Below are 20,748 nucleotides of genomic sequence, written 5' to 3'. Positions count from 1 at the left end.
GGCGACCAGTCCGGTGACCTTCACCTTCAGCGAGAAGGTGACCGGGTTCGAGCTGGGCGACCTGACCGTGGTGGGCGGCACCGTGACCGGGCTGACCAGCTCCGATGGCGGCAAGACCTGGACCGGTACCTTCACCCCGACCCCGGGCTTCGAAGGCACAGCCAGCGTCACCGTGAACGAGGGCAGCTACACCGACCTGGCGGGCAACGCGGGCACCGGCGGCAGCGACACAGCCGACACCGACACCCAGGCACCCAATGCCCCGACCGTGGTTATCGTGGATGATGCCAACAATGACCAGAAGCTGACCAAGGCCGAGATTGGCAATGATCAGATCCAGGTACGTGCCGGGATCAATCACGCAGACCTGGTTGCGGGCGGCAAGGTGACGCTGACTATCAACAATGGCGGGGTGAACAGCACTGTCCAGTTGACGCTCAAAGCCGATGGCACCTTGCTGGCAAGCAATGGCAAGAGCTACGGCTATCAGAACGGCACCATCAGCTGGACGGAAACGACCCCGGCCAACGGCAAGTCGTTGACGGTAACGGCGACTCAGACCGACAAGGCGGGCAACGTCTCCCTGCCGGGCAGCGACAACGCGCAGATCCTGAATGAAGCGCCGGAGACGGCGAACAAGCAGGCAAACGGCCAGGAAGATGCAGCCAGCATCGCCATTCCGACCCTCAGTGGCAGCGACATTGATGGCAACGTGGTGAGTTTCACCATCAAGAGCCTGCCCGCCAACGGCATCCTTTATCTGAACGGGGTTGCGGTGACCGTGGATCAGAGCATTGCGGTGGCGGACGCCGGCAAGCTCACCTTCACTCCGAATGCGAACTGGAACGGCAACACCAGCTTCAACTATGCGGCAGTAGACAACGACGGCGCCGTGGATGCGAGTCCCGCAACCGTGACCATCAAGGTGGATGCGGTCAACGATCTGCCGACGCTGTCCATCTCCAACGGGGCTGTCCTCTCAGAAGAGGGGCTTTCCGGTGGTATTAAGGATACTGTGGGCAACAGTGACAGCACTGATAGTGTGGTAGCTAGCGGTAAGATCACTGTGGGGGATGTAGATAGTCAGGACACACTAAACGTTACTCTGAGTGCACCTTCCACCGCTTTGACTTCCGGTGGTGCTGTAATTCAGTGGGCTTGGAATGCAACTACCAAAGTGTTGACCGGTTATACCGGCACTCAGGGCGGAGCGGACTACAAGGCGGTCATTGATGTCAAGTTGACCGCTCCTACCGGTAGCACCAAGGGTGATTGGAGCTATGAGGTGACCCTTAAGGCGCCGCTTGATCATCCGGATAAGGAAAGTGAAGACGCGCTTAGCTTCAAGGTGGGGGTGTCCGTATCGGATGGCAAAACAACCGTTACCGATAGTCTGCCTATCACTGTGGAGGACGATGCCCCCATCGCTGGCGATGCTGCCGCGGTTTCGCTGGTGAAAACCAGTATTCCTGATGTATTGACCGGCAAGTTCAGCATGACTGGTTATAGCGGTGATCGCACCAGCATTGATGGTGGCAAGTTCACCATTACGGCTAAAGGGTTCCTCTCTTCAACGTCTACTGTCTTGACCGGTGCTCTGGTTAATGGCTCGGGTGAAGGCATTGGTGTCAAGAGCTCGACAGCCCCTTACCACAATATTGAGAACGAGGTCGATTTCCGCAAACTGGCCGACGGCTCAGGGGTATCTGAAGAGCTGGTGATCAAACTGGATGCTGGCACTGTGGCTTACGGTGCCAAGATCGAGTTCAGCAAGATGTTCGGTGGTGAGCTGGAGAGCGGCGTGGTCGAGTTCTACCGTGATGGAGTTCTGATCTCAACACTTCCCTTTAGGTCGGATGCGGCGGGGGGAGAGTACAACCAGAACTTCTAAGTGCAGCAGGGTGGTTTTGACACCATGGTGATCAAAGCAACCGATAACGGCAATTCGTTCAACGTCAAGGACAACAGCGACTTTACCGTCAAGTCTATCGAGTTCCTTGGCTCCTCTACTCCGCAGGCAATTGCCTATGGCTCGGGGACAGTGGCACCGCAATGGGGAGCTGATGGTAAAGGGCGTCTGGAGCTGCTTACCGGCACCGTTGAAACGGGTCTGAAAACTGCAGCTGGTCTGGCAATTACCATTACAGCAGAAGGTGCCAACAGCATGGTTGGCAAGGCCAGTGATGGCAGCTTGATCTTCAAGATGCAATTCACGCCTGCAACGGGCAAGTGGGAATTCTTCCAGTATGCAGAGATGCAGCGCCCGGTTGGTGATGGCGACATCGACTTCACCTTCAACGCCTATGATCGGGACGGTGACGGCTCGCAAGGCAGCTTTGCTGTCAACCCGCTGGCGCGCCCTGATGTAACCGGCGTATCGAGTGCCACTGTGGTTGAAGGGGCTACCTTGCAGCATGTTGTGACCTTGAGTGGTGCGACTAATGTAGCGACTGAGTACAGCCTCTCAATCGCGGGCAGTGGTACTCATGCTGCCTCTAACTCTGACTGGGGAACTCTGCAGTTCAGTCACGGTGTTACCTATAACAGCAGCACAGGCAAAATCTCAGTACCAGCCGGTGTGACGAGCTTTACCGTGTCAGTACCGACAGTGAATGACAAGCTGGTAGAACAGACTGAAACTTTGACTCTGACAGTAGGTAGTGCGACCGGAGCCGGAACCATTACTGACAACGATCTCTCTGTGCGACTGGGCAGTGGTCTGGTTGATGAGGATGGTTTGTCTGGCGGAAATGCACACTTGCCTGAGCCTGTGGGGATGCCTGCTAGCGGTCCGCTTTCTGTGACTCAGTCGCTGCAGGTGACGGATGGCAGTGGTGGCAATGTCTCTGGCGTACAACTCAAACTGGTTGGCATCACGGGTCTGAGCGGGGTGACGGGTATTGATGGTCAGCCGGTCAATGTTGTTCAGGATGGCGCCGGGCTCAAAGGATACTTTGGCAACAACCCCGCCAATGTGGCCTTTACCGTGACGGTGGATAACAGTGCCAATCCACCGAGCTACACCTTTACTCTGCTCAAGCCGCTTAGCCACACAGTGGATGGTCAGAGCACAGCGTTGACCAGCCAGGATGAACTGCGCTTTACCGTCAACTATGAGGTAAGCAAATCTGGAGCTGAGACTGCCACTGGCTCGTTTGACTTGGCTGTGCGTGACGATGTGCCGGTTGCAGTGGTCGATGATGCCCGTGTTAGCGTTCTGGTTGATTCGTTTGATGTGAGTGGTATCGAGGCAAACTGGACTGATTGGAGAGGTGGATCCTCTGTGACTAGGGGGGACTCCAATGACAATGATTCTGGGTTGGATCAAATTCGCTGGGGAGGCGGTAACAATCCCTCTGGCTACGGTTTCATGGACAATGATGCCGCGTTGAACGGTGCAATTCCGATCAATGAAGAGATCAAGCTGGGAACATTCACCCACTATAACAATCCGATTTATAACGATGCCATCAGTGCTGCAACAATGGAGGTTACCTTCTCTGTTACAGATGCGCTGGGGCGAGTAACACCTATAAAACTCGTTGTAAATTTCAATCATAACGAGACCCCCAACGATAGATGGGGAAATGGTGATGACATCATCTCTATCGGTAACACGACCGCCACCTTCAACTTTGAAGGTAAGGCTTACACTCTTGAGGTGCTAGGTTTCCGCGATACGAATGGCAACGTGGTTAAGACTATCTATACCAAAGAAAATGCAACGAATAGCTTCGATCTGATCGTCAAGTTGGTTGAAGGGTCTGGTTATCAGCTGCCACAGACCACAGGTAATGTGCTGGCCAACGATCTTGCCGGTGCTTATGGTGGTCTGAGTGTCATTGGCTACGGGGTCGGCAGCAGTTCGACCACCTATACCAATGGTGCGGGTACCCAGGTAGTCGGTTTGTACGGGGTACTGACCATTCTGGCCAACGGTGCCTATACCTATCAGGTCACCAAGAATGGCAGCCAGCTCCCGGCTGATGCACGCGAGGTGTTCAGCTACAGCGTGCGCGATGGTGATGGCGATACCACCAACAGCACCTTGACCATCAGCGTCAATCCGGTGGACAGCAACGGGGTTCCGGTTCATCTGCCGCTGACGGTAGATGGTACTGACCTCAACGACTCTATCGTGGTACGCAATGGCGAGAGAGCAGCTAATCCTGACCGTCTTGATGTTTCCTTCGGCGGTAATCTGCTGGGCGAAGTCACTACCAGTAACGGCGGTACCGACCACATACATGCCGGTACCAGCTACAACAAAGGGAGTGCCGACCAGATCGTCAGCAGCGGTGCAGGCAATGACCATATCGAAACCGGCAGCGGTAATGATGTGATTTATGCAGGCAAAACCGGGGCTGATGGATTCGGTACCGACGATTCGTTGCAACTGACGGTAAATCAGCTCAAGGCTCATCACATCATGACAGGCAGCTTGTCTGGTGCCGATGCCATGCTCGATGGCGACGGTCTGTTGCTGAGTGTTGATGTCAGCAGTAGCAAAGCGGATGTGGTCAATGGTGGCAGCGGCAATGACAAGATCTACGGGCAGTCAGGTTCCGATATCCTGTTTGGCGGTACCGGTGACGACTACATCGATGGCGGCAGTCATAACGATGGGCTGCGCGGCGGTCTGGGGAACGATATCCTGATCGGCGGGCTAGGCAATGATGTAATGCGTGGTGACGGCGGTTCAGATACCTTCGTCTGGAATCAGGGGGATACAGTATCCGGCTCCCTGACCAAGGATTACATCATGGACTTCAACAAGGGGTCAGGCACCATCAACCGTTTGGAAGAAGACAAGCTGGATCTGAGCGATCTGCTGGATCACGATGGTTCTCACAGTACGACTGACCTGAAGAGTCTGCTCTCGGTGTTCCAGGACAATGAAGGGGTGCACCTGCAGGTCAAGGAGAGCAGTGCCGCGCCGGTGACCCAGGAGATAGTGCTGATGAACCACACCTTCGACACCCTGACGGGCGGTTCAGGGACGACTGCCAACCAGGTGATCGATTTCATGTTGCAAAACAACATGTTGGATATCAACAAGTAACAGCCAAGCGGGCTGGGCAAAAGCGGCAGAGCAATCTGCCGCTTTTTTTATGGGGGATTTTTGGGTGGATGGGCGCAGACGAGGGGGAGGGCAATGCAAGAAGAAGATAAAAAAGGGCGCCCTTCAAGAGAAGGGCGCCCGGGGTAGACGGGATGATTGCCAGAGGATCAGGCGTTGACCCCTGCCAGGCGGGAGCCGCGCTGGAAGCAGTTGGCCAGCAGCAGCAAGGTGGTGACACCGACGGTGCCGAGCACCAGCCAGGGCAACCAGGGTTGCCCCTGGGCCATGGCGTAGTCGTGCAGGGCACCGCCCCCCACGTAACCCGTCATGCCCCCGAGCGCCAGCCCCAGTCGGCTGAAGCCCATGTAGCTGCCCCGCGCCGCCGGTTGTGCCAGCTTGGTCATCAGGGTTTCCCGCGCCGGCTCGGCGATGACGATGCCGAGATAGAAGCAGGCGAGCAGCAGGAAGACGGCGGGCAAGGTGGTGGCAAAGGCCACCAGCCCGATCCCCGTGGTCATCAGCAGCACCCCCGCCATCAGGCGGTTCTCCAGCTTGAAGTGGCGCTCGCCGAACCGGGCAAGGGGGTAGAGCAGGGCCAGGGAGATGGCCGTCTCCAGGGTGTACATCCAGCCCACCGCCGTGGTGCTGCCTGCCATCTGTTTGACGAGAATGGGGAAGATCAGCATGACCTGCACCCAGAGCGCGTAGTAGCCGCTTAAGATCAGCACCAGTCGGCAGAAGGCCTTGTCCGCCAGCACCTGGCCGAGGCCGTCCCGGATCGGCGTCGGACGCACCGAAAGCTTGTAGGGGGGCAGGATCAGCAGGTTGCACAGGGCGGCGCAGACGAACAGGCCGGCACCCAGCAGGCAGACATATTCAAAATCGAAGTTGAGCAGCCAGCTGCCGAGCAGGGCTCCCACCACGGCGCCGGCGCTCTCCAGCATCATCAGCAGGGAGATGTAGCGACCCCGCTCCCGTGGCCGGGTGAACTTGATCACCAGGGCGGCGCGGGGGGGATCGAACAGGCAGCCACCCAGCCCCGAGATGATGCAGGAGAGGATCAGCTCCAATCCGCTCTGGGCATAGGCCAGGCTGGCAAACCCCAGCGCCCGCAGCAGCATGCCGCAGACGATGAGGGGGCGCGCCCCGAACTTGTCGGCGAGGGAGCCGCCAAAGACCCCCAGCCCTTGCTGGGTAAGCTGACGCAGCCCCAGTGCCAGTCCGACCACACCGGCGGCCCAGCCCAGTTGGTCGACGAAGCGCAGGCTGATCATGGGCATCACCACGAAAAAGCCCAGGATCACCAGCAGGGAATCCAATGCCAAGAACCACCGCCCCAACCGCCTCGCCCGATCCACCATGACCCTGATACCTCTGTTTGCTTCGCTGATATTGTTGTCTTTCTTGCCCGAACGGCGCCGTCACCAAACAGAGCCAAGGGGGATGACAACTCCCTGGCTCGGTGGCGTTCAGCCGGTTCATGACGATTGATGCTGCTATTCTGGTGGGGCTCCAGATATAGTGGTAGCCGACAACTGGCTATATTTCATATTGGATTTGGTTATGGCTATGACCCTCGACGATTTGCAACTGCTGCTGGATGTGGCCAACCGTGGCAGCTTCAGCAAGGTGGCCGCCATTCGCGGCTGGTCACAACCCATGGTGAGCCAGCGCATTGCCGTGCTGGAGCAGGAGCTGGGTCAGTCCCTGTTCCGTCGCCATCGTCGGGGGGCCACCCCGACCCCGGCCTGCGAGCAGTTTCTGCCTGCCGCGACTGCGGCCCTGAGCGCACTGGAAGGGGGGCGGCTGGCGATGCAGGGGGCGCCTGCATTGCCGCGGATCCGGCTCTCCTGCCTCCCCTCTCTGACCACGGCGGTGTTCGGCCCCCTGCTGCTGGCCCTGGTGGATGAGACCTTCGAGATCCGCTGCAACACGGATCACTCTGGCATCATCATGCAGGAGTTGCTGACCGGCGAGACCGACGTGGGCTTCATTCTCAAGTGCCCTGCCATCGCGGGCATCCAGCTCGAACTGCTTTACCGTTCCCCCATCATCGCTGTGGCCTGCGCCACCCACCCGCTGGCCGGGCGGCAGGGGCTGACCCTGCAGGACATCGCCAACGAGCGGCTGGCGCCCCAGCAGTGGGGGACGGGCTGCGACGAGCTGATCCTGCAGTTGCGTCTGCTGCGCCAGGTGGCGAGCCCGCTGCACGCCATCCAGCCAGCGAGTGCGGCACGGGAGCTGGCGCTGGAGCACGGCTTCATCACCCTGATGCCGGCGCTCGCCATCACCCGGGATCTGGAGTTCGGTCGCCTGGTGAAGCTGGACGTGGTGGATCTGCCACCGGATCACTGGGACGTGATGATGGCCTGGCGCAGCGGCAAGCGCCCCAATCCCGCCAAGGAGCGGGTGCTGGAGGCGGCCCGTACCCTTGCCCGGCGCTGGTCGGGCAAGCGGACATAAAAAAGCGCCGGACCAGGCCGGCGCTCTTCGCTTATTCCCCTTGATGCCCGCTCAGACTCAGTAGCTGGCCTTGAGGGTGACGCCGGAGAAGGCGCTGAACCCGCTCAGCTGCACGTGCCAGGTCCCCGCCTTGGGGGCGTTCAGGGTACAGGTTTCGGCATTGCCGCTCTTGTAGGGGCGGCAGTCATAGCTGCTGGCGGTCGGCGCGCTGCCGAATTTCACGTAGAGATCCGCATCCCCGCTGCCGCCGCTGCTGGTCACCACCAGCTGGCTTCTGCCGGCGGGCACCTCGACGGTGAAGTTCAGCTTGCCCCCCTTGGCGGCGGTGAGATTGCTCACCGGTACCCCGTTTTGCAGCACGCTGCCCGGTTGGGGCGTGGTGCCGCCGCAGGTGGCATTGACCCCGACGGCGGTGAAGGCGGCTGCCACGTCGCTCACGCTGTAGCCGAGATCCGTGGCGGCCCTGGTCACCCCGCACGCCCCCTGATCGAAGGTGGTGTTGGGGCCCCAGTAGAGGCGGTTGGCCAGCACGAACACCTCGAACGCCTTGCGGGTTTGCCAGCCGCTGGTGTTGGCCAGCAGGTAGAAGGCGCGGTTGTAGACCCCGGAGCTGTGGTGCACGTCGATGCCGTCATAGTAATCGCTGGCGTGGCCGATGGACTTGCCGTCCCGGGCCGGGTCCTCGAAGTAGCGCAAGGAGCCGTTGCCCTTGAAGATCTGGGCCCCCACCAGCCAGTCGTTGCTGCCCTTCATGTAGTATTCGGCCGCTTCCCCCGCCATGTCGGAGAAGGCCTCGTTGATGCCGCCAGACTGACCGGAGTAGACCAGTCCTGAGTTCTGCTCGGTGAAGCCATGGCTCACCTCGTGGGCCGCCACATCCAGGCTCACCAGCGGATAGAAGGTGGTGGCCCCGTCGCCGAAGGTCATCTGGCTGCCGTCCCAGAAGGCGTTCTCGTAGTTGCGGCTGTAGTGCACCCGCATCTTGAGCTTGAAGCTCAGCGGCGCCGTGTTGTACCAGTTGCGGTACATGTCGAACACCACGTTGCCGAAGTAGTGGGCATCGTTGAGAGGGGAATAGGCACCGTTGATCTCCTTGACCGTGTTCTCCGGGCAGGTGAACTGGTGGATGGTGCCCCCCGTGGTGCCGTGATTCATGTTGAGGGTGTCCACGTTGGTCCCCGTCATGCGGCAGTTGTCATCCACCTGCAGGGGGCCAAAGTCGGCGCCGTAGAAATACTTGCCGGTCTTGACGTTGCCCCCCGGGCCGGTAGCGTCCTTGTGGTTGATCCCCTCCCAGCGTTTGAGCTCGCTGCCGGTCTGGGCGTCGATCATCACGAAGGGGCGGCTCGGTTCCTTGCTGGCGGCGAGCCAGGAGACCAGATAGACCAGTCTGGCCTGGCCGGTCTCATCCTGCATCACGAACAGCTTGACCTGTTCGTTGCTCCCCTTGGCACCGCTGCGAGCCTGGCGTGCGGCGTCGCTGGCGGAGAGGGCAACGGCCGGGCCCGTCAGGTCGGCATCGATCTTGCGCAGCATGGTGCCGGACACCTGATTGACCTGGCCCCCCAGCGCCTGATCGGCCACCAGAACCTGGCCCCACACCGGAATCCCCTGCCAGGTCTGCTCATAGCGTATCCGCTGCTGGCCATTGGGCAGCGTCACCGCCCGCACCTTGCGAAACTCGCCATCCCCGGCGCCAAGGGCGCCAATCTTGGCGGCGCCACTCACCGCACCGGCCAGGTCGGAGACCTGGTTCACTTCCACCTGTTCTGCCGCCATGGCGGCGCTTCCCCAGCAGGCCAGCATGACGGCCAAATAGACTTTGTTCATCTCGTCTTTCCTTAGTCGATGAAGATTACACGCCGGGTCCGTTGCCCGGCGCTCTTACACTAGTGGGAAGGGGGAAAATAACGGCCTGTCATTTGTCACAGGGCAGCGAAAACAGGTAGCACGATTCACTTTTACAGCGCCAATCATCCACAAATACTGGTAATGGCAGCATGTTGAACCGCTGCGAGGGGTGATTGATGGCCTGGGGGCAAGGTGCCCGCATGGGGATCGCCATATGGGGGTTGCCAGCGGGGAAGCCGGTTGAAAAGTCCTTGGCAAACAAGGGATTGATTGACTACATTGGCTCCCATGACGGCAGATGGCCGGAGTGGAACCGGGGAGGAGTGGCGATGTTTTCATGGCAACTGGATGACGAGCTGGCGCTCCTGTTCCTGCAACCCGACATGGCCAGCGAGCTGTTTCGCCTCTGTCAGCGCAACCACGATTACCTCTCCCAGTGGCTGCCCTGGGTGCCCCACATCCAGCAGCCCGCCGACAGCGCCGCCTTCATTCGCCACGCCATCGAGAAGTTTGCCCGGGGGGAGGGGCTGACCACGGCCATCGAGTATCAGGGGGAGGTGGTCGGCGTCATCGGTTACAACCAGATCGATCAGGATCTCGGCAAGGTGACCATCGGCTACTGGCTGGCGGAGCGCTGGCAGGGGCACGGCATCATCACCCGGGCCTGCCAGGCCTTGATCCATCACGCCTTCGAGGAGATGGGGATGGAGAAGGTAGAGATCAGCGCCGCCCTCGAGAACGAGGCGAGCCGGGCCGTGTGCGAGCGGCTGGGAATGACCCAGGAGGGGATCACCCGGCGGGCGGAGCGGCTGGCGGACAGGGTGGTGGATCATGTGCACTACGGCCTGCTGCGGGACGAGTGGCTGAGGCTGAGGGATCTCTGATGACCTTCCTGTCCGCTTCCAACCTCCTGAGGGTGAGATGACGACGCTGCCCCACATTGCCACCCCCCGTACCCGGCTGACCGTGCTGACCCCGGAGCGGGCCTGCCTGATGGTGGATTTCTATCTGCGCAATCGCGCCCACCTGTCCCCCTGGGAGCCCAGGCGGGAGGAGAGCTTCTACACCCTGGCTCACTGGCAGACCCGCTTGCGCGACGGTTACGGCCACTATTTCGAGGGCAGTGCCGTGCAACTGGTGGCGCTCGATCCCAGGGGGGGGCGGGTGCTCGCCACCTGCAATTTCACGAACATTGTGATGGGCATGTTCAAGGCGTGCCACCTGGGCTATGCCATCGACAAGGAGCACGAGGGGCAGGGCCTGATGCAGGAGGTGGTGGCCGCTGGCATCGATCACCTGTTCCGGGAGCGGGGCCTGCATCGCATCATGGCCAGCTACATGCCCGCGAACCTGCGAAGCGGCGCGCTCCTCGAACGGCTGGGGTTCGAGCAGGAGGGATACGCTCGGGACTATCTGATGATCAACGGCCGCTGGGAGGACCACGTCCTCACCGCGCTCATCAATCCCGCTGGCTAGCAGAGCCGTTGTCGAAAGGGGGGCTGGCGGGTGACCGCCATCGCTTTTTCACTGCAAGATCGCACTATCTGTACGCCTCTCATACCCCTGGGGATAAAAGCGTGTAAAATTGCGCCCTGAATTTTCCCGGCCGGCAGACGCAGGCCGCGACTCCATACATGCAAGGCAGACATTGTGACAGAAGTAGATAGATTCGCGGACATTCGCCCCTATCGCGATGAAGAAGTACCGGCTGCCATCGAGCGGCTGATCCAGGATGACGAGTTTATCGGCGCCATCGCCAAATACCGCTTCGGTTCCCTGATGAGCTGGCTGGGTTGGGCCATTCGCCCGCTGATCCGCCAGTTCCTGCGCCACAAGTGGGCCAAGGTCAGCACCATCCATCAGGTACAGATGGGGGTGACCCGCTACATGACCCGGATGATCGCCACCTCCACCCAGGGAGTGAGCTTCTCCGGGCTCGAACACCTCAAGAAGGAGCAGGGCTACCTGTTCGTCTCCAACCACAGGGACATCGCCATGGATCCGGCGTTCGTCAACTGGGGGCTGCACACCCACGGGTTCGATACCGTGCGCATCGCCATCGGCGACAACCTGCTGCGCAAGCCCTGCGCCACCGAGCTGATGAAGCTCAACAAGAGCTTCATCGTCAAGCGCTCCGCCAAGGGGCCGCGGGAGATGATGAAGGCCCTCGGCGAGCTGTCGGCCTACATCGGCCAGTCGGTGCATGAGGGGCACTCCATCTGGATCGCCCAGAAGGAGGGGCGCGCCAAGGACGGGGATGACAAGACGGATCCGGCCATCCTCAAGATGTTCTATGTGGACGGCAAGAAGCAGAAGATCGAGTTCGTCGACTACATGCGCAGCCTCAACATCGTGCCGGTGAGCATCAGCTACGAGCTGGATCCCACCGACAAGGCCAAGGCGCGCGAGCTCTACGAGAAGTCGGTCAACGGCAGCTACGAGAAGGGCGAGTTCGAGGACATCGAGAGTATCGTCGCGGGCATCGTCGGCCAGAAGGGGCGGGTACATGTCTCCTTCGGCGCCCCCATCACCGAGGGCTTCAGCGATCCGGACGAGCTGGCGGCGCTCATCGACAAGGCGATCTGGAGCAGCTATCGCCTCTTCCCGGGCAACTACCTCGCGGCGGATGTGCCAGGCAAGGCCAGCACCATAGAGCAGAGTGCCTTCCTGACTCGCCAGTCCGAGGTGCCACAAGAGCACAAGGCCATCTGGCGCGCCATGTACGCCAAGCCGGTGGAAAACGCCGGCAAGGTTTGAATGGCACCGCTTTGAGCGGGTGATGGAAAAAAAACGGGAGCAGATGCTCCCGTTTTTGCGTCTGGTCAAAGTCGGGGGAGATTGGGTAGTGAATAATATTGTTTCAACTGGTACGATCATCGGGTGAATGGGCGAGTATCTCTTGGCAGGGGCGGACGAGTATGCAACAGTGACTCGGCGCCATCGGCTTGGAAGCGACAGCGCCCCCGTCTGCACGGATGGCAGACGAGACGATAAAAGGACCTTCAATGGTCCTTTTTCATTGGTGCACAAAGATAGACCACAGATATACCTAAGGATGCGAACCTCATGATCACCGGCAGTCTGGATACCTTGCAACGCACCCCCTTGCCCGCCCCCCTGAACCGTATCGTGGCCGAGGTGGTGCAAAGCGTCGAACGCTGGCTGCACGCCCCCCTCGGCAAGCAGGAGGTCGACGGCCTCACGCTGTTCTGCCTGGTGAGCGAGGATCTGACAGAGCCGGTGGCGGATCGCCGGGGCGAGTTTCATGAGCAGTATCTGGACATCCAGCTGCTGCTGCGCGGCGAGGAGTGGATCGGCGTGGGCCCTCACGCCTACAGCCGGGACGGTGCCGACCATCCTCACCCCGATCTCTGGTTCGTCGATGATGAGCAGACCAGTTATCTGGCGTTGCAGCCCGGCGACTTCGCCATCTTCTGGCCGGGAGAACTGCATCGCCCCCTCTGTACCCTGACGACCCCAGGTCCGGTCAAGAAGCTGGTCGTCAAGGTTCACCAGTCGCTGCTGACCGGCGCCTGAGTGGCAACCGGGGCCTGGAGTCCCGAGTGATTGGGCCAACAGAGGCCCGTTGCGAATCGCTGATTCGACGCGCGCGCCAGACGAACGGTCTGCGCCCAACGATTTGAAAAATTGGACGCACCCTCCTGCGACCATAAGCCCCCGGCAGGGGAATCCCATCCATCGCTGGATGACACGACACTGTCGGCGTAAAGCCGAAGCACAGGAAGATGTAGAACATGAGCAAGTTGGTATTGATCCTTAACTGCGGTAGCTCTTCCCTGAAATTTGCCGTAATGGACGCTGAAACGGGCGAGGACATGCTGTCCGGCCTGGCCGAATGCTTCAATCTGGATGACGCACGTATCAAATGGAAACTCCACGGGGTCAAGGGCGACGCCATGCTGGGCGCCGGTGCCGCGCACCAGGAAGCCCTCGACCACATCGTGGGCCACATCCTGCCCCAGGATCCCGCCCTGGCCGATCAGCTGGTCGCCATCGGCCATCGCATCGTGCACGGCGGCGAGCAGTTCTCCCGCTCCGTGCGCATCGATGACGGCGTGATCGCCGGCATCGAGGCCGCCATTCCGTTTGCCCCCCTGCACAACCCGGCGCACCTCATCGGCATCCGTGCCGCCCTCAAGGTGTTCCCGGCCCTGGCCGACAAGAACGTGGCCGTGTTCGACACCGCCTTCCACCAGACCCTGCCAGAGGAAGCCTACCTCTACGCGCTGCCCTACAAGCTCTATCGCGAGAACGGCATCCGTCGTTACGGCGCCCACGGCACCTCCCACCGCTTCATCGCCGAAGAGACCGCCAAGGCGCTGGGCAAACCGCTCCATGAGCTCAACATCATCAACTGCCACCTGGGCAACGGTGCCTCCGTCTGCGCCATCAAGAACGGCGAGTCCGTCGACACCTCCATGGGGCTGACCCCGCTGGAAGGGCTGGCGATGGGCACCCGCTCCGGTGACATCGACCCTGCCATCGTCTTCTTCATGCACGACAACCTGGGTTACAGCGTGGACAAGATCAACCAGGTGCTGACCCGCGAATCCGGCCTGCTGGGCATGACCGAGGAGAGCAGCGACTGCCGCTACGTCACCGGCAACTACGCCACCGACGCCGGTGCCAAGCGTGCACTGGACGTCTTCACCTATCGCGTTGCCAAGTACGTCGGTGCCTATGCTGCCGCCATGGATGGTCGCCTTGACGCCCTGGTGTTCACCGGCGGCATCGGCGAGAACGCCGCCATGGTGCGCGAGATGGTGCTGGCCCGACTGGCCCTGCTCGGCTTCAAGATCGACAAGGAGGCGAACAACGCCGCCGTACTGGGCGGTGAAGGCCCCATCACCGTCGAAGGCAGCCGTCTGGCCCTGGTGATGCCCACCAACGAAGAGCTGGTGATCGCCCGTGATGCCCTGAGCCTGGTCGGCTAAGGCACCCTCTGGTGATGACAACGCCCGGCCCCTGCCGGGCGTTGTCGTTTCGGCAATAGTGATCGGCCTGTCATTTGACATGGGGGACCAGATGCGTACCCTGACCGCTGTGTGATATTGCGGAGGTAACGATGAAAGAGATGTTTTTCAACTGGTTGTCAGGCCTGGGGGTCGATGTGACCCCCATGATGGCCCTGGTGATCGCCCTGGGGTTCATCGTGCTGACCGCCATGGTGCTGCACCTGGTGCTGCACCGCATCCTGCTGGTGCGCCTGGTGGGGCTGCTTGGCAAGACCAAGCAGATGTGGCTGCCGCCCCAGTTGCAGCAACGCCTCTTCTACCGGCTCGCCTTCGTGTTCCAGGGCGCCGTACTGCTCGGTCAGGCGGAGATCTGGCTGCCCAAAGCGTCCGAGAGCCTGGCGCTTATCGAGTTGCTGGCCCAGCTCTGGATCCTGCTGTTCCTGCTGCTGGCCCTGTTCGCCCTGCTCGACTGCCTGCTCTCCCTGAGCCGTCATACCCGGCTTGGGCGGGATCTGCCCCTGCGCGGCATCTTCCAGGGGGTGAAACTGGTGGCCAGCATCCTGGTGGGCATCCTGATGATCGCCCTGCTGCTCGGCAAGTCACCCCTCTTCCTGTTCAGCGGCCTGGGGGCCATGACCGCGGTCCTGATGCTGGTGTTCAAGGACCCCATCCTCGGCCTGGTGGCGGGTATCCAGCTCTCCGCCAACCGCATGCTGAGTGTCGGTGACTGGTTGCAGATGGACAAGTACGGGGCGGACGGCGAGGTGACCGACATCGGCCTCACCACGGTCAAGGTGTCGAACTGGGACAAGACCATCACCACCATCCCCACCTATGCCCTCATCTCCGACTCCTTCAAGAACTGGCAGGGGATGACCGAATCCGGCGGGCGCCGCATCAAGCGCAGCGTCAACATTGACATGACCAGCGTGCGCTTCCTGACCTCGCAGGAGCAGTTGCAGCTCAAGCAGGCCAGGTTGCTGGCACCCTACCTCAGCCGCAAGGAGCAGGAGCTCAGCAGCTACAACCAGCAGCTCAGCGATGCCATCAGCTGCCCCATCAATGGTCGCCACCTCACCAACCTCGGCACCCTGCGCGCCTATCTGGACGCCTACCTGCGGGCTCATGCGGGTATTCGCAAGGACATGACCCTGATGGTGCGCCAGTTGGCACCGACCACGGACGGCCTGCCGCTGGAGATCTACTGCTTCACGGCGACCACCGCCTGGGCCGAGTATGAAGGGATACAGGCTGATATTTTCGACCACATATTTGCGATAATTGAGCAATTCCATCTGCGTTTGCATCAGTCGCCAACCGGTTATGACATGCACAGTTGGAAAAACGGCTGATCCCGCTTATGGCAAGGTGCCGCGGCGCAGCGCGGCACCGTATTTAATCACCGACCCGTCAGCACGTGGCGGTTGAAATTTGCATGGCAGAGGAGAAAAATGGCGGCCTTCTCTTCGCCCCGGGCGCGCCCGTCGCCTCCGCGCTGGCCAGAGTGCTGAACCACCCCCTTTATCACAGGAAAGTTATGAAGCTCCTCCACAACACGGCGGCCGCACTGTGCTGCTCCCTGATCCTGGCCGCCATGCCCGCCCTCGCCATCGAATATGCCCTGCCCGCAGCCAACAGCCGCCTGGTGGGGGAGAACCTGGACTACGTGGTGTCCCCGGAAGAGGCGGGCCAACCCCTGGAAGCGGCAGCGGCCAGATTCCAGCTCGGCTTGACCAACATGCTGGAAGCCAACCCCAAGGCAGACCCCCTGCTGCTGCAGGCGGGCGAGAAGCTGGTCGTGCCGCATCAGCTGATCCTGCCGGATGCCCCCCGTGAAGGCATCGTGCTGAACGTCGCCGAGATGCGCCTCTACTACTACCCCAAAGGCAAGAAGGTGGTGGAAGTGCTGCCGATTGGCATCGGCCAGCTCGGCACCGACACCCCGGAAGACTGGGTGACCAGCGTGCAGCGCAAGAAGGCGGGCCCGACCTGGACCCCGACCGCGAAGATGCACGCCGAGTACGCCGCCCGTGGCGAGACCCTGCCTGCGGTCTGGCCGGCCGGTCCGGACAACCCCATGGGGCTGTTCGCGCTCTACATCGGCAAGATGTACGCCATCCACGGCACCAACGCCCAGTTCGGCATCGGCCTGCGGGTGAGCCACGGCTGCGTGCGTCTGCGCAACGACGACATCGAGTACCTGTTCAAGCAGGTCCCGGTCGGTACCCGCGTCCAGTTCGTGAACCAGCCCATCAAGGCCTCTGTCGAGCCGGATGGCCGCCGCTACCTGGAAGTGCACCAGCCTCTCTCCCGCAACCAGGAGGAGTTCAACTCCAGCCTGCCGGCCCCGCTGCCCATGTCCACCGCCGTGACCCGCTTCATCGCCCACGCGGACAGCGACTCCCAGCTGGTCAAGCAGGCCCTGGAGCAGCGCAGCGGCATGCCCATCGCCATCAACCGCTGATCCCGCTCGTCGGTATTCCGAGCCCCGGCCACTGTCGGGGCTTTTTTATGGCGCGGGGGAGGGGATCATCAGGGTAAACCCTTGGCAGATCGGGATAAAATCCGGCCTTATTGCAATTGAGTGGTTGCTTGGTTAGGTGTTAAACGTTTTCTGTGTGTTTTTTATTTGTTAAAAGTGGTTGTGGTCCGGCGATCTGCTGATTACTCTAGGCCGGTTTTTTTAAGGAAGAGTCCGTCGCAAGAACGGGCACAGACGTCACATAACGGAGTTTTGAATGACAGCTAGCACCCCCATGCTCATCACCTTTCTGGTGTACATCCTCGGGATGGTGTTGATCGGCTTTATCGCCTATCGCGCCACCCAGAACTTTGACGACTACATTCTCGGCGGCCGCCGCATGGGGAGCTGGGTGACCGCCCTCTCCGCCGGCGCCTCCGACATGAGTGGCTGGCTCCTGATGGGCCTGCCCGGCGCCGTCTTCATCGGCGGCATCTCCGAGAGCTGGATCGCCATCGGCCTCGTCATCGGCGCCTACTTCAACTGGCGCTGGGTGGCCGGTCGGCTGCGGGTTCACACCGAGAAGAACCGCAACGCCCTGACCCTGCCGGACTACTTCACCTACCGCTTCGAGGACAAGAGCCGGGTGCTGCGCATCCTCTCCGCCCTGGTGATCCTGCTGTTCTTCACCATCTACTGCGCCTCCGGCGTGGTGGCCGGTGCCCGCCTGTTCGAGAGCACCTTCGGCATGAGCTATGACACCGCCCTCTGGGTCGGCGCCGCAGCCACCATCACCTACACCTTCTTCGGCGGCTTCCTCGCGGTGAGCTGGACCGACACCGTGCAGGCGACCCTGATGATCTTCGCCCTCATCCTGACCCCGGTGTTCGTCATCATCGCCGTGGGCGGCATCGACACCGCCATGGTGCAGGTGGCGGCGCAGAACGCCAGCAACCTCGACATGTTCAAGAACCTGGACTTCATCGCCATCATCTCCCTGATGGCCTGGGGCCTGGGCTACTTCGGCCAGCCCCATATCTTGGCGCGCTTCATGGCGGCGGACTCCCACCACTCCATGGCCAGCGCCCGTCGCATCAGCATGACCTGGATGGTGCTGTGCCTGGGCGGCGCCGTGGCCATCGGTTTCTTCGGCCTGGCCTACTTCTCCACCTTCACCGAGCAGGCGGGTGGCGTGACCACCAACCCGGAGCGCGTCTTCATCGAGCTCTCCAAGATCCTGTTCAACCCCTGGATTGCCGGCGTGCTGCTCTCCGCCATCCTGGCGGCGGTCATGAGTACCCTCAGTTGCCAGCTGCTGGTCTGCTCCAGCGCCATCACCGAGGATCTCTACAAGCCCTTCCTGCGCAAGAACGCCTCCCAGAAAGAGCTGGTGTGGGTCGGCCGCGCCATGGTGCTGCTCATATCCCTCATCGCCATCGCCGTGGCCGTGAACCCGGAGAACCGAGTGCTGGGGCTGGTGAGCTACGCCTGGGCCGGTTTCGGTGCCGCCTTCGGCCCCGTGGTGCTGCTCTCCGTGCTCTGGTCCCGCATGACCCGCAACGGCGCCCTGGCGGGCATGCTGACCGGTGCCCTGACCGTCATCATCTGGAAGCAGTTCGGCTGGCTGGGTCTGTACGAAATCATCCCGGGCTTCCTGTTTGCTACCCTGGCTATCGTGCTGTTCAGCCTGTTGGACAAGGCCCCCTCCAAGGCCATGCAGGATCGCTTCGCAGAAGCCGAGCAGGAGTTCCAGAGCCCCATGGCCGACGCCATTGCGGCAAAATAACCCCCGCCTCGACGACAAAAGCCCCGCAACTGCGGGGCTTTTTAATGGGCAAAACATGCCCATGGCAGGGATTAGGCGGGGCGCCTGCCCAGCCGCCGCACATCCTGGCGGGCGGCTGCCCCGGCCTGGCCGAGCCAGCGCTGGCGGGCCCCCTCATCCGAGGTGTGGACGGGCCCCAGATGCTGGCGGTGGGTCAGCCGGATGCCACAGAGCCCGAGCACCGGCTTGTCCAGGGTGCGCTCCAGGGGGGCACCCTGCCACCAGCGGTAATACCAGGGGGGGCTGTCCATGGTGAGCAGCAGGCGCGCCGTCTTGCCGGCGAGCAATTGCTCCGGGTGGGCCTTCCCCGGCTGGTAGCGAAAGGCGAAACCCGGCAGCAGGGTGCGATCCAGCAGCCCCTTGAGCCGGGCTGGCAGGTGGCCCCACCAGACGGGGGCGACGATCACCAGATGGTGGGCTTGCGTCAGGCTCTGCTGCACCGCCTGCAGATCGGACTCGAGGGGCTGCACCTCGTCATAGCCATGGTGAAGATCCGGCGCGAAGGCGAGCTCCCCCACGTGATGCAGGGTGACGCGCGCGCCCCTTTGCTCGGCGCTGCGGGCATACTCCCGGGCGAGGGCGTGGCAGAGGCTGTCGGGTTTGGGGTTGCCGTTGAGAACAAGCAGGTTGGGGGTCATGGTATGGCTCCTTGAAGTGAGCCCCCATTACACCCCTTGTCCCATGGGACAGAGTCAAGCCACCTTTTGCCCCCGATCCGCGGCGGCGGGATGATCCCGCCCGTCGGGGGATTGCCGCGCCGGGGCGCCATAGCGGCAGGGGTGCTGCGCCAGCAGCGTGGCGCACTGGCTCAAGCCCTGATGCTGGCGTTGCAGCCGGGCGACCTCCGCCTCGATCTGCGCCAGCTTGTCCGCGATAAGCTGCTCCACCTTCTGCCAGGGGAAGTGATCGAGGCTGGTGACGCCCGCGAGCAGGGGAACCAGCTCCCCGAGCTTGCAGCCAAGCCGCTGGGCCTCGCGGATAAAGCCGACCCACTCCAGATCCTCGGCCCGGTAGACGCGATACTTGCCGCGCCGCCTGGGCTTGGGCAGCAGCCCGAGCTGCTCGTAGAGACGGACCGCCTTTGGGGTGGTGCCCGCCAGCCGGGCAAATTCGCCGATATACATGGTGCTGCTCGCAAAGGGGGTGAAGGTACCCACTATAGGCCAGTGGCAGGTGGGAATGCATCCCCACGAGGGAGGGGCTATTTGGATTGACAGTGTAGTGGTCTAATCATTCCGGGATGACAGGGAACATCTACTTTGCCAAACAAGTCTGCTATCGAAATAATGGGTGTCCTAGGGAAGGTGCGAATAAGCGGGGAAATTCTTCTCGGCTGACTCAGTCATTTCATTTTTTCAGTTTGAGCCGATCTTTTCTCCCGTAAATGCCTTGAATCAGCCTATTTAGACCGTTTCTTCGCCATTTAAGGCGTTATTCCCAGTTTTTAGTGAGATCTCTCCCACTGACGTATCATTTGGTCCGCCTGAAACAGGTTGGCCAGCGTGAATAACATCGCCAGTTGGTTATCGTTTTTCAGCAACCCCTTGTATCTGGCTTTCACGAAGCCGAACTGTCGCTTGATGATGCGAAATGGGTGCTCCACCTTGGCCCGGATGCTGGCTTTCATGTACCTGATTACCCATGATTAGCAGTCACCACGAGCTATACTGATCTTACGTACAGTTACTGAGGTGCGAGATCATGGCCAAAAGCAAAGTCCAATTCCAGAAAGGCTACAGCCTGTTTGATTTTTTCAAGGACTATGGCACTGAAGCGCAGTGCGAAAACGCGCTGCTCGCTTGGCGTTTTCCGAACGGTTTCATCTGTCCTGAGTGCGCCAACAAGACCTGCTGTCGCCTGAAAAGTCGGCCACGCGTGCTGCAATGCAATAACTGCCGTCACCAGATGTCATTGACTGGAAACACGATTTTTGCAAACACAAAACTCCCACTGACCAAGTGGTTTCTGGCGATGCAGCTGCTGTCACAGACCAAAACTGGCTTGTCAGCGATGGAGCTAAAGCGCCAGTTGGACGTCAAATATGACACCGCCTGGATGCTCAAGCACAAGCTGCTGCAAGCCATGAAAGAGTCCGATGACAAGCAGCCCA

At 61.0% G+C, this 20,748-nt stretch carries 15 protein-coding genes and 2 pseudogenes; 12 read left to right on the top strand and 5 right to left on the bottom strand.

Going from position 1 to position 20,748, the window contains the following annotated elements; translation table 11 throughout:
• Both PG896_RS15960 and PG896_RS15955 read left to right on the top strand, forming a co-directional pair.
• Positions 1-1,891: Ig-like domain-containing protein (locus PG896_RS15960; RefSeq protein WP_270835907.1), on the top strand; the 1,891-nt coding region annotated here is incomplete at its 5' end.
• 24 nt (positions 1,892-1,915) lie between these two features.
• Positions 1,916-5,062 (top strand): choice-of-anchor K domain-containing protein, encoded by a 3,147-nt coding sequence (locus tag PG896_RS15955; RefSeq protein ID WP_270835906.1) that lies wholly within the window; start codon positions 1,916-1,918, stop codon positions 5,060-5,062.
• A 167-nt stretch (positions 5,063-5,229) separates the two neighbouring features.
• Here PG896_RS15955 and mdtH read toward each other — a convergent pair whose 3' ends face one another.
• Positions 5,230-6,423 (bottom strand): multidrug efflux MFS transporter MdtH, encoded by a 1,194-nt coding sequence (gene mdtH / locus PG896_RS15950; protein WP_124812880.1) that lies wholly within the window; start codon positions 6,421-6,423, stop codon positions 5,230-5,232.
• 202 nt (positions 6,424-6,625) lie between these two features.
• Here mdtH and PG896_RS15945 point away from each other — a divergent pair, with 202 nt between their 5' ends.
• Positions 6,626-7,525, top strand: a complete 900-nt coding sequence (locus PG896_RS15945; protein ID WP_029314793.1) for a LysR family transcriptional regulator — start codon at positions 6,626-6,628, stop codon at positions 7,523-7,525.
• Between the two features lie 57 nt (positions 7,526-7,582).
• On the opposite strand, the gene PG896_RS15940 is transcribed toward PG896_RS15945, so the two are convergent.
• Complete coding sequence (locus PG896_RS15940) at positions 7,583-9,355, bottom strand: M4 family metallopeptidase (RefSeq protein ID WP_049636653.1); 1,773 nt, start codon at positions 9,353-9,355, stop codon at positions 7,583-7,585.
• A 350-nt stretch (positions 9,356-9,705) separates the two neighbouring features.
• Here PG896_RS15940 and PG896_RS15935 point away from each other — a divergent pair, with 350 nt between their 5' ends.
• The 8 genes from PG896_RS15935 (at position 9,706) to putP (ending at position 18,599) form a co-directional block, all read left to right on the top strand.
• Positions 9,706-10,260 (top strand): GNAT family N-acetyltransferase, encoded by a 555-nt coding sequence (locus PG896_RS15935; protein ID WP_270835905.1) that lies wholly within the window; start codon positions 9,706-9,708, stop codon positions 10,258-10,260.
• A gap of 37 nt (positions 10,261-10,297) precedes the next feature.
• Positions 10,298-10,852, top strand: coding sequence for a GNAT family N-acetyltransferase (locus tag PG896_RS15930; RefSeq protein WP_270835904.1), 555 nt, complete (start codon positions 10,298-10,300; stop codon positions 10,850-10,852).
• Between the two features lie 174 nt (positions 10,853-11,026).
• On the top strand, positions 11,027-12,133 hold the full coding sequence (locus PG896_RS15925) for a 1-acyl-sn-glycerol-3-phosphate acyltransferase (RefSeq protein ID WP_010675527.1): 1,107 nt from the start codon (positions 11,027-11,029) through the stop codon (positions 12,131-12,133).
• A 309-nt stretch (positions 12,134-12,442) separates the two neighbouring features.
• Positions 12,443-12,913, top strand: coding sequence for a YhcH/YjgK/YiaL family protein (locus PG896_RS15920; RefSeq protein ID WP_010675526.1), 471 nt, complete (start codon positions 12,443-12,445; stop codon positions 12,911-12,913).
• Positions 12,914-13,131: 218 nt separating this feature from the next.
• Positions 13,132-14,331 carry an acetate kinase gene (locus PG896_RS15915; protein WP_010675525.1) on the top strand — a complete coding sequence of 400 codons (1,200 nt, stop codon included), beginning with the start codon at positions 13,132-13,134 and terminating at the stop codon, positions 14,329-14,331.
• A 131-nt stretch (positions 14,332-14,462) separates the two neighbouring features.
• Positions 14,463-15,704 (top strand): mechanosensitive ion channel family protein, encoded by a 1,242-nt coding sequence (locus tag PG896_RS15910; RefSeq protein ID WP_010675524.1) that lies wholly within the window; start codon positions 14,463-14,465, stop codon positions 15,702-15,704.
• Positions 15,705-15,889: 185 nt separating this feature from the next.
• Complete coding sequence (locus PG896_RS15905; protein WP_010675523.1) at positions 15,890-16,816, top strand: L,D-transpeptidase family protein; 927 nt, start codon at positions 15,890-15,892, stop codon at positions 16,814-16,816.
• Between the two features lie 274 nt (positions 16,817-17,090).
• Positions 17,091-18,599 carry a sodium/proline symporter PutP gene (gene putP, locus PG896_RS15900; protein ID WP_257707688.1) on the top strand — a complete coding sequence of 503 codons (1,509 nt, stop codon included), beginning with the start codon at positions 17,091-17,093 and terminating at the stop codon, positions 18,597-18,599.
• A gap of 71 nt (positions 18,600-18,670) precedes the next feature.
• Here the strand turns inward: putP and PG896_RS15895 are convergent, their stop codons facing one another.
• The 3 genes and pseudogenes from PG896_RS15895 to PG896_RS15885 form a co-directional block, all read right to left on the bottom strand.
• Positions 18,671-19,276: an NAD(P)H-dependent oxidoreductase gene (locus PG896_RS15895; protein ID WP_270835903.1), complete on the bottom strand. Its 606-nt coding sequence runs from the start codon at positions 19,274-19,276 to the stop codon at positions 18,671-18,673.
• Positions 19,277-19,330: 54 nt separating this feature from the next.
• On the bottom strand, positions 19,331-19,762 hold the full coding sequence (locus PG896_RS15890) for a MerR family transcriptional regulator (protein ID WP_171865869.1): 432 nt from the start codon (positions 19,760-19,762) through the stop codon (positions 19,331-19,333).
• Between the two features lie 320 nt (positions 19,763-20,082).
• A pseudogene (locus PG896_RS15885) lies at positions 20,083-20,274 on the bottom strand (transposase); the annotation flags it as partial.
• Positions 20,275-20,339: 65 nt separating this feature from the next.
• Between PG896_RS15885 and PG896_RS15880 the strand changes: the two are divergent.
• Positions 20,340-20,748 (top strand): annotated as a pseudogene (locus PG896_RS15880) (IS1595-like element ISAeca5 family transposase); the annotation flags it as partial.

Origin of the sequence: Aeromonas sp. QDB30, assembly GCF_027707645.1 — a bacterium.
In the GTDB taxonomy this organism is placed as follows: domain Bacteria; phylum Pseudomonadota; class Gammaproteobacteria; order Enterobacterales; family Aeromonadaceae; genus Aeromonas; species Aeromonas caviae.
This window is presented reverse-complemented; position numbering and strand designations above follow the sequence as displayed.